This window comes from Clostridia bacterium (assembly GCA_035628995.1).
In the GTDB taxonomy this organism is placed as follows: domain Bacteria; phylum Bacillota; class Clostridia; order Lutisporales; family Lutisporaceae; genus BRH-c25.
Map to the genome: position 1 here is coordinate 36905 of DASPIR010000025.1, position 9288 is coordinate 46192.

General features: G+C 39.8%; 5 protein-coding genes. 2 read left to right on the forward strand and 3 right to left on the reverse strand.

What is annotated here, in order from left to right:
* Positions 1 to 4 precede the first annotated feature (4 nt).
* Positions 5 to 1756: an ABC transporter ATP-binding protein gene (locus tag VEB00_11170; protein HYF83572.1), complete on the forward strand. Its 1752-nt coding sequence runs from the start codon at positions 5 to 7 to the stop codon at positions 1754 to 1756.
* Positions 1757 to 1876: 120 nt separating this feature from the next.
* Positions 1877 to 3910 carry an ABC transporter ATP-binding protein gene (locus VEB00_11175; protein ID HYF83573.1) on the forward strand — a complete coding sequence of 678 codons (2034 nt, stop codon included), beginning with the start codon at positions 1877 to 1879 and terminating at the stop codon, positions 3908 to 3910.
* A gap of 526 nt (positions 3911 to 4436) precedes the next feature.
* On the opposite strand, the gene VEB00_11180 is transcribed toward VEB00_11175, so the two are convergent.
* The 3 genes from VEB00_11180 to VEB00_11190 all read right to left on the reverse strand — a co-directional run bounded on the left by VEB00_11180 (position 4437) and on the right by VEB00_11190 (position 9030).
* Positions 4437 to 4988 (reverse strand): DJ-1 family glyoxalase III, encoded by a 552-nt coding sequence (locus VEB00_11180; GenBank protein ID HYF83574.1) that lies wholly within the window; start codon positions 4986 to 4988, stop codon positions 4437 to 4439.
* A gap of 84 nt (positions 4989 to 5072) precedes the next feature.
* Complete coding sequence (rnhC, locus tag VEB00_11185) at positions 5073 to 5996, reverse strand: ribonuclease HIII (GenBank protein HYF83575.1); 924 nt, start codon at positions 5994 to 5996, stop codon at positions 5073 to 5075.
* 208 nt (positions 5997 to 6204) lie between these two features.
* On the reverse strand, positions 6205 to 9030 hold the full coding sequence (locus VEB00_11190) for a UPF0182 family protein (GenBank protein HYF83576.1): 2826 nt from the start codon (positions 9028 to 9030) through the stop codon (positions 6205 to 6207).
* Positions 9031 to 9288: the final 258 nt, after the last annotated feature.

The window sequence follows — 9288 nt, forward strand, 5'->3', positions numbered from 1 at the left end:
TTATATGCATACATTTGTTTATTTGAAGGAGTTCTTTCTGCAGCATAAATGGAAGTACATATGGGGTGTTGCTGTGCTGGTATTGGTAGATGCCCTTCAGCTTATAACACCCAAAATCCTTGGAAGGATTACAGATGAATTAGGGGCCGGCTCCCTTGCTATGAGGGATATATTTTACTATATAGCTGTTATTATCTCGCTGGCGGTGCTTATTGCAGTATGCAGATATATTTGGAGAATGCTGGTAATGGGGTCTGCAAGAAACTTGGAATACTGGCTCCGAAACAAGCTTTTTGCACATCTGGAGCTGATGGCACCCAACTTTTTCAACAACCACAAAACAGGTGATCTAATGGCCCATGCAACCAACGATATAAATGCCGTAAGAATGGCCTTCGGCCCTGGAATTGTCATGATAACCGATGCAATTTTTCTTACTTCGGCTACAGTAATCATTATGGTCACGACCATAGACCTGCGGCTTACTGCGGCTGCCCTTCTACCGCTTCCGATCATAGCAGCTCTCATGATTTTCTTTGGACGAATTGTTCAAAGCAAGTTCAAAGGTGTACAGGAAGCCTTTTCAGAGCTTACGGACCGAGTTCAGGAGAGCATATCCGGAATTCGAGTTGTAAAATCCTTTGTCCAGGAAGACAGCGAAATAAAAAAGTTCTCTGCCTTCAATGATAATTATATGAACAAGAATATGAGCCTTATAAAGGTTTGGGGGTTTATGTTCCCTGCAGTAGCCTTCATCGGAGCCCTTAGCTTCTTAATGGCCCTTTATTATGGCGGCCTTCAGGTCATTGATGATGAGCTGTCACTTGGCCAATTCGTATCCTTCATTTCATACCTTGGTCTTCTAACCTGGCCTATGATGGCCCTTGGCTGGGTTATAAACATACTTCAGAGGGGAACTGCCTCTATGAAGAGAATCAACGAAATACTCAATATCTCTCCTGAAATATTCGATAAGGAAGACATCCTGGAAATCCACGATTATAAACCCTCTCTTCAGTTTAGCAATCTGAGTTTTACCTATCCTGGTGCTTCTATTCCTGCTTTATCAGGAATCAATCTAAGAATTGAAGAGGGTAAAACCCTTGCTATAGTTGGCAAGACAGGCAGCGGCAAAACCACTCTGGTCAACCTGATCATGAGACTTTATAATACGGAACCCGGAGAGCTTCTTATAGATGGAATTGATATTTATGATATACCTCTTAGGGAACTGAGAAAAAATATTGGGTATGTCCCTCAGGACAATTTTCTTTTCTCTGCATCAATAAGAGATAATATTGCCTTTTCCGATACCTCCATGGATATGGAAAGAGTTGAAGCTGCAGCAAGAACAGCTCAGGTCTATGACAATATAATGGAGTTTCCCGGGAAGTTCGATACCATATTGGGTGAAAGAGGTGTGACCTTATCTGGAGGTCAGAAGCAAAGAGTTTCTATAGCAAGAGCTATAGCGAAGGATCCAAAAATCATAATACTTGACGATTCCTTGTCTGCAGTGGATACAAAGACTGAAGAGCTCATACTTGGTGGTCTCAAGCGGGTAATGAGGAACAAAACTGCTATTGTAATTGCCCATAGGATATCAACCATAAAGGATGCTGATGAAATAATAGTCCTTGATGAAGGCAGAATTATTGAGCAAGGTACCCATGAAGAGCTGGTGCAAGTTAAGGGACTCTATAACAATATATATGAAAAGCAGCTGCTCGAAGAAAAAATTGAGCAACAATGTTGAATGCACATACGATTCTATTGAGTGTGGTGCGAATTCAACAAAAACAATGAAATGTTTACGCGAAATTTGAATGGCCAATGTAAAATGTTTTTCGCGAAACAAATACATAGGGGTGTTGAAATGAATAATAATCTCAAGGAAGAAGAAGCCCTCGGAAAAGCCTTTGATATGAAGCTTATGAAACGACTGCTTAAATACACCAAGCCTTATTGGTGGATGCTGCTCATTTGCATTTTTATGCTTACACTTATTACAGCCGCAGACCTTGCCAGGCCTTATCTCATAAAGATGGCAATTGATAATCATATATCAGCCTATGACGCACCAATGGCCGCATTCAACAAAGAACCAGAATACCCCAGTGTTAAATATAAAGATAAATATTATGTAAGGGAAAGCCTGCTTGCAAAAGAACATAAGACAGAAGAAAGATATCAGCTAGTGAAGGTGGGAAAAGACTACTACCTTATAAATGGAGCTTTTGATAAAAACTCCGCGTCGGACTTGACAGCAGTGAAGGAAGGTAATTTCTATGGAGAGCTCTTATCAAAAGATGAGTATAAAGCTTTCCGGGAGCAGGATAAAACAGGTATAAAGAGGATTTCCATAATATTCTTGCTTATTATTCTGGGAAGCTTTATTCTAAATTACATTCAGGTTTACATTTTGAACTATACCGGGCAGAAAATAATCTACAACATGCGTCAGGAGCTTTTTACGCATCTTCAGAAGCTGTCCCTCTCCTTCTTTGATCGGAACCCTGTAGGAAGGCTGGTAACCAGAGTAACAAGTGACATGGAAAATCTTAACGAGATGTATACCGCTGTGCTTGTGAACCTGTTCAAGGATGTGCTTATGCTCTGCGGGATAGTTATAATAATGCTTAAGATGAATGCGCAAGTGGCTCTGGTAAGCTTTATAATAATTCCTTTGATAATATTATCTGCCTCAATTTTTAGGATTAAAGCAAGAAACGCTTATAGGCAGACCAGGGTCAAACTCGCCAAAATAAATGCCACATTAAGTGAAAATATATCCGGAATGCGTACTATACAGCTTTTCAATAGAGAGCACTATAACTACAAAGAATTTGAAAATATCAACAAGGAGTATCGCGAGGCAAGTATGCGAGAGCTTTTCGTTTTCGCTGTATTCAGACCATCCATGGACCTCATATATTCTTTGGCACTATCCCTGCTGATTTGGTATGGCGGCGCAAGGATGCTGTCAGGAACCCTCCCCTTTGGAGTACTGTTTGCATTTATAAACTATATTGAACAGTTTTTCCAGCCAATCAATGACCTGACAGAAAAGTTCAATATCCTTCAGTCAGCTATGGCTTCCTCAGAAAGAATCTTTCTTCTGCTTGATGAGAAGGAGACAATTAACAATCCTAATGTTCCAGATGCACTTGGAAGAATCAATGGTGATATTGAATTTAAGAATGTATGGTTTGCTTATGAGGGAGAAAACTGGGTCTTAAGAGATGTCAGCTTTAAAATCAACTCAGGAGAAACTGCAGCCTTTGTAGGAGCTACCGGAGCCGGTAAAACCTCTATAATAAGTCTGATCAGCAGGCTCTATGATATACAAAAAGGTGAAATACTTATAGATGGAAAGAATATTAAAAATGTAGATAAATATGAATTGAGGTCACAGATTGGAACAGTACTTCAGGATGTATTTCTCTTCTCAGGAGATATAAAATCCAACATCAGACTAAACGAAGCAAGCATTGATAATGAGGCTATAAAACGAGCTTCAAGCTTTGTAAATGCAGATAAATTCATAGAAAAACTGCCTAAAGGCTACGATGAAGAGGTTAACGAAAGAGGAACGACCTTTTCTTCCGGCCAGAGACAGCTTCTGGCCTTTGCAAGGGCTTTGGCTTTTGATCCGGCGGTACTGGTGCTGGACGAAGCAACCTCCAATATCGATACAGAAACTGAAATGCTCATTCAAGATGCAATAAACAAGGTTATCAAGGATAGGACCACTATAGTCATAGCCCATAGACTTTCAACCATACAGCATGCGAGCAATATAATAGTGCTGCATAAAGGAAAGGTCAGAGAAATGGGCACTCATCAGGAGTTACTGGACAAGAAAGGCATGTATTATGATCTGTATCTACTGCAGTATAAGGAGAGTTAATCTCCCCGAGGTTAATAGGAAACCACCCAAAATAAGAACAGCCATATCATAGCCACATATGAGTATACAAAAATTGATGGCACTAACTCACTACACCTAAGAAAAGTCTAACGCCTTCCAATATCCAGACCTGGACGTGTAAGGCTTGCTTCGGCGTCCTGCCTCGCATACGACTTTTCTAAGGCTCCGCTCCTAAGTGCCATTGACAATTTCTGTATAAGCACATTTAGGCTATTGATTTGGCTGTTCTACCAATTAGCTACTCAGTAGAGGAAAGCTATGTATCGATATAGGGAAGCATTAGCTTTGTATATCAGCGAACACTTATAAGCCTTTGGGTAACAGAATAGAGCTTGATACGTAGGAAAACCCGTAAGATTTACGTGATGTAAATCTAGCACATACCAACAGGACGTTGGGTTTATGTGCGTTAGAGTTTTACAAGTATCAAGCTCTAATTCTGTCCAAAGCTTATATTGTGTGAGTCGATATACAAAGCTAATGCAGCTTATGTAGCTATACATTGCTATCCCTGCACAATCATTCCTTCTCTTAGCTCCTCTGCCGCTTCCTTATCTGTCAGTACCTCAACCAGTCTCAATGCGAAGTATATGGCAGTTCCGGGGCCTTTTGATGTTATGTAGTTTCCTTCCTGTGAAATAATATCCTCGCCAATAACCGCTCCCTTGAGTGTTTCTTCAAAGCCTGGAAAGCAAACTGCTCTCTTGCCGTCAAGGAGTCCTAATTTGCCCAGGATACTTGGAGCTGCACAAATTGCTGCAATGGGCTTGCTCCTATCTGCAAAACCAAGGATAACCTCCTTGAGACCTTTATGCTCTCCAAGATACCTGGTCCCTGGCATTCCGCCGGGAAGCACCATCATATCCGCTCCTAAGTTGTCCGCATTCTCAAACAACTCATCGGCTGTTACTGTAATACTATGAGCTCCTTTTACTTCCTTCTTACCCGTTATGGATATCATTCTTGCATCGATATCCGCTCTCCTTAAGACATCAACAACAGTAATGGCCTCAATTTCCTCAAAGCCCTCTGCCAAATAAACATTTACTCTTTTCATACCTGCTTCTCCTTTCAATACTTTTCATAGCCTGTACGGGCGATTCATGAATCGCCCCTACTCCCCGTGACCTCGCAACCGTTATTATATCTTTTCCGTTATAACAAAGTGCAGCTTTGCGACATTCGAAAGTTTTTCTTTTCCATTAGATTGTACAAATTCTCGTGCTGCCTCGACCACCATTGATGAGCCACCCTTGGGGAGCTCCATCCCATATTCCTCGGACAGTTTATTCATCGCCTTTACATACTCATTCCTTGCAAGGATGCTTGCAGCTGCTACCACCACATTTTCTTCCGCTCTTGGTCTTTGCTCCAAGTTAACCTTTCTTCCCTTCTCCATCAATGCATTTTTAATAAGCTCCGGATTTCCGAACTGGTCAGACAGTACATTGCTGCAATCCACTAATTCCAGCACGTTCTCAATAACCTGCGCATGGCCCCAGGCAAGAAGCCTATTTAAGTTCTTGATTTCATTGTACATTTCGTTATATCTCTTATTATCTATGGAGACTACTGAGTACTGGCAGGTTTTAGTTATCTCTACAGCCAGCTTTTGAATTTTCGTGTCAGAAAGAGTTTTGCTGTCAGCAACCCCTATTTCCTTTAGCCTTTTCTTCATATCAGCATTTGCATATACTCCTGCAATTACAAGAGGTCCAAAATAGTCTCCCTTGCCTGATTCATCAGTGCCTATAAGCTCCATTTCCGAATCTTCAGCATTACTGGCTGCCTTGGCTTCTTTATGTTCTGATTTTATTAAGCTCCCCGTTCGAGTGACGCCCTCAATAAGCTTCAGACTCTCTTCATCCTTTATCTGTGATAGGTCACATCTTACTCCATTTTTTTTACTTTCATAAATCCTTATTAAGCACTTTCTTTCATTGAGAACGATATTGAACTGCAGTCCATAGTTTATTTCACCATATGAACTTACTTCAGTCCCGTATTTCTCAAATGCATCCTTGAGGTATTCATAATAATCATATTTATCCTTTGCCTTGTACAAGCACATCACTCCATTGCATCATTTATTGCTCTACATATGTGAATTTCCTAATTTTACATATATATTATATCAATTTAACCTATATTTAAATAATTAATTTATACTCTCCAAATTATACTGAATAACTTTCTCTAAAGAAGAAATAATAATAGTAGAAGAAAAAGTTCTAAATAAAAATAGCCCTCCCCCCGGGGCTATTTTCATTTGTCTATTGATTATTCTGTGCCGGCGGTGTTTCGGGATTTGGGGCTCCACCAGTCAGTGAATTAAGTCTTCTTAGTATGTCTTCCAGCTCTGTAATCTTTCCTCCATATTCTGCCCAGTTTCCAGCCTTCTGTGCATTTTGTGCAGCAGCAAATGTATCATTTGCCCTTCTTATGAGCTCCTCTACTGTAGCATCCTGGTTTTCAGTAGGTGCAGGAGTTGGAGTTGGCTGCTCCTCTACCTTTCCTTCTATCGGAAATATTCTTGCAAGGGCTTTTTCCAAAGAATCTTCCATAACAACATTATTTCTGAAATATACAATTACCTTCTTTTGCTCTGGAAGTGCATTTGCATTTAATGCCTTTATATATATGGGCTCTACATACAGTATTGAATCCTCAATAGGTATGGTAAGCATGTTTCCTCGTATGACCTGCGAATTTCCGCCTGTTGCAAGCAGATTTAGCTGCGGGCCAATTATAGTATCCTGACTGACTATTCCTTCCACCTGCATAGGACCCTCTACAATCTTCCCCGATGGAAAATTGTAAAGCACTATCTGCCCATAATCTTCAATATCGTTCTTTACTGCCAGCCAGGATATCATATTGTTTTTTCCTTGTGGAGTATACGGAACCATCAGCAGGAACTCTTCCTTCTCGCTGCCCGGAAGTCTCATTATAAGATATGAAGACTCTACTGTTTCAGCATTTGCCTGGGCAGTACTTGCTCCATAAATTTGTGTGGATACATCCCAGACATCACTCTTGTTATAAAGCTCACGCGCACTCTTCATATGATATTTCTTATATATATCTGCCTGTATATCGAACTGCGTCTGGGGATATCTAACATGTGTTTTTAAGCCTTCCGGCATTTCGGCCAACGGCTTGAATAACGTAGTGAATATTTTAGAGTATGTCTGTATCAATGGGTCATTTGCATCTGCAATATAAAATTCAGTGGTTCCGTTATAAGCATCTACTACAACTTTAACAGAATTTCTTATATAATTTGTTGTTGTCTGGCTGTTGATGGGCTCTGAATAAGGATATCTGTTGCTGGTTGTATACGCATCTAGTATCCAGTATAGCTTTCCGTTGCTTACAACTACATATGGATCCTCATCATAGCTAAGGAATGGGGCAAGTTTACTAACCCTTTTGGTTATTTCCCTATTTATCAGTATTTTACTCTTTGAGCTTAAATCCTGGGACAGCAAGAAGTTGAGCTTTCCTTCCTTTACTGCAAAAAGCATCCTATTCAATAGGTTGAGCTTAATTCCACCTGTTCCATTATACTCTGTCTCGACATTTGCATTAGTGGCGGGATAATCAAACTCCTTTTCCCTTGTGTTAACTATGACAAAATCCTTAGTAAGCTCTCCAAAATATATCTGTGGAGTATCTATTTTAATATCAATATCTGATACTACAGGCATATCTCTAATAAACAGTCTTGGCTGACCCGAAGTAGTAACTTCGTTGACTGGTGACATTGCAACACCATATCCATGGGTAAATTTGAGGTATTTGTTTATCCATGAAGCTGCTTGGGCCTCTGTCTGCTTTGGTATATTGGCAGTTTGAAGCTCCCTTGCGGATACAAAGACATGCCGATAAACACCGTTTATCATATATCTATCTATATCAATGTCATTAAACTGATAGTAACTCTTCAACCCTTGTATTTGGTTGTATATGTCTTTTGCTGGTCTGTAATCATTTATAGGTATGTTGTTTATCGTTACCCTGTTGTTTTCGATATCCTTTCTGGTAAGATCCTGGTCTACGGGAAACTCTTTTTCCTGTACCTTATCAAGACCATATGCATAATTTGTGTAATTAATATTGTTCTGCAGGTATTTCTCTTCCTTTGCCAACTCGTTTGGAGCTACAATTATGCTCTGGACTGATCCTGAAACGACTCCTGAAACAACCATTGCTACTATGAGGAGCAGTGGGCCAAAGGCAGCCAGTTTGATGCTTTTCTTATTTCTTGAAAGTATTAACAACACAGCGGTCAGTACACAGATACCCATGTAAATATAATATGATGGAAGGGCTACGTTAACATCAGTATAACCGGCGCCATATGCAACTCCCCTTGGAGAATAAAGCAGGTCAAAGGTTCTCAGATAGAAACCAAAGGCCATTAGCAGGAAGAATACTCCTCCTAAAAACATCAGCTGTTTTGAGGCAGCACCAAGAATGTTCCTGTATATATCCTTGGGATTGTTAATTGGCCGTACATTTATATCAAAATGTTCATTGGTCACCTTTGTATTAAAGAAATTGAACATATTGAAAAGCAGAGTCAATACCGCAAATGCAAATACAAGCACCAACAAGAAGTTATATAGTTTATTAAGGAACGGAAGTGAAAATATAAAGTAACCGATGTCTCTTGAAAATATTGGATCTGCTATCCCAAAAGCGGTTTTGTTCATAAAAATCAGAAAATCATACCATAAATCAACTACGAATATCAATGAGAGAATAAAGGACAGACCCAAGGAAGACAGAAGGAATACCTTCCTCCTAACCTTTTTTTCAACATTGGAAAGTACGACACCGCTGTGCTTTATAGAATGAGCACTTATGGAATTAAGATACACATAAAATAAAACAAAAAGTACTATAAGTGAAGGAACAAAAAATTGCAATTGAGTAAAAAGCTTTTTAAAGAATACCTCTTTGTATCCAAGCTCTGAGAACCATTGATAGTCAATCAGATATACCGCTATATTACTAAAGAACGCTATTACCAGAACAAATATTGCCAGCAATATCGTAATGCCCTTAGTTTTTAAACTGCCAAATCCTTTCATAGTGACCCCTCCCCTTATTTGCATATAATTAAATTATACAATTCACAACCAAAATATACAAACTGTTTCAAAGCAAAAGTGCAGGCACATGACCTGCACTATAATGCCGCAGTCATGATGTCGGACAAAGTCTTCACATAGTTGTAGGTGCCCGCATCAAATTCCTTGTTCTTTATGGATGCAGAAAGATAAGCCACTCCCTTTAGCCTTCCCCTGTCTATCATCGGTACTGCTATTACCGACTGCCAGTCCGGCATT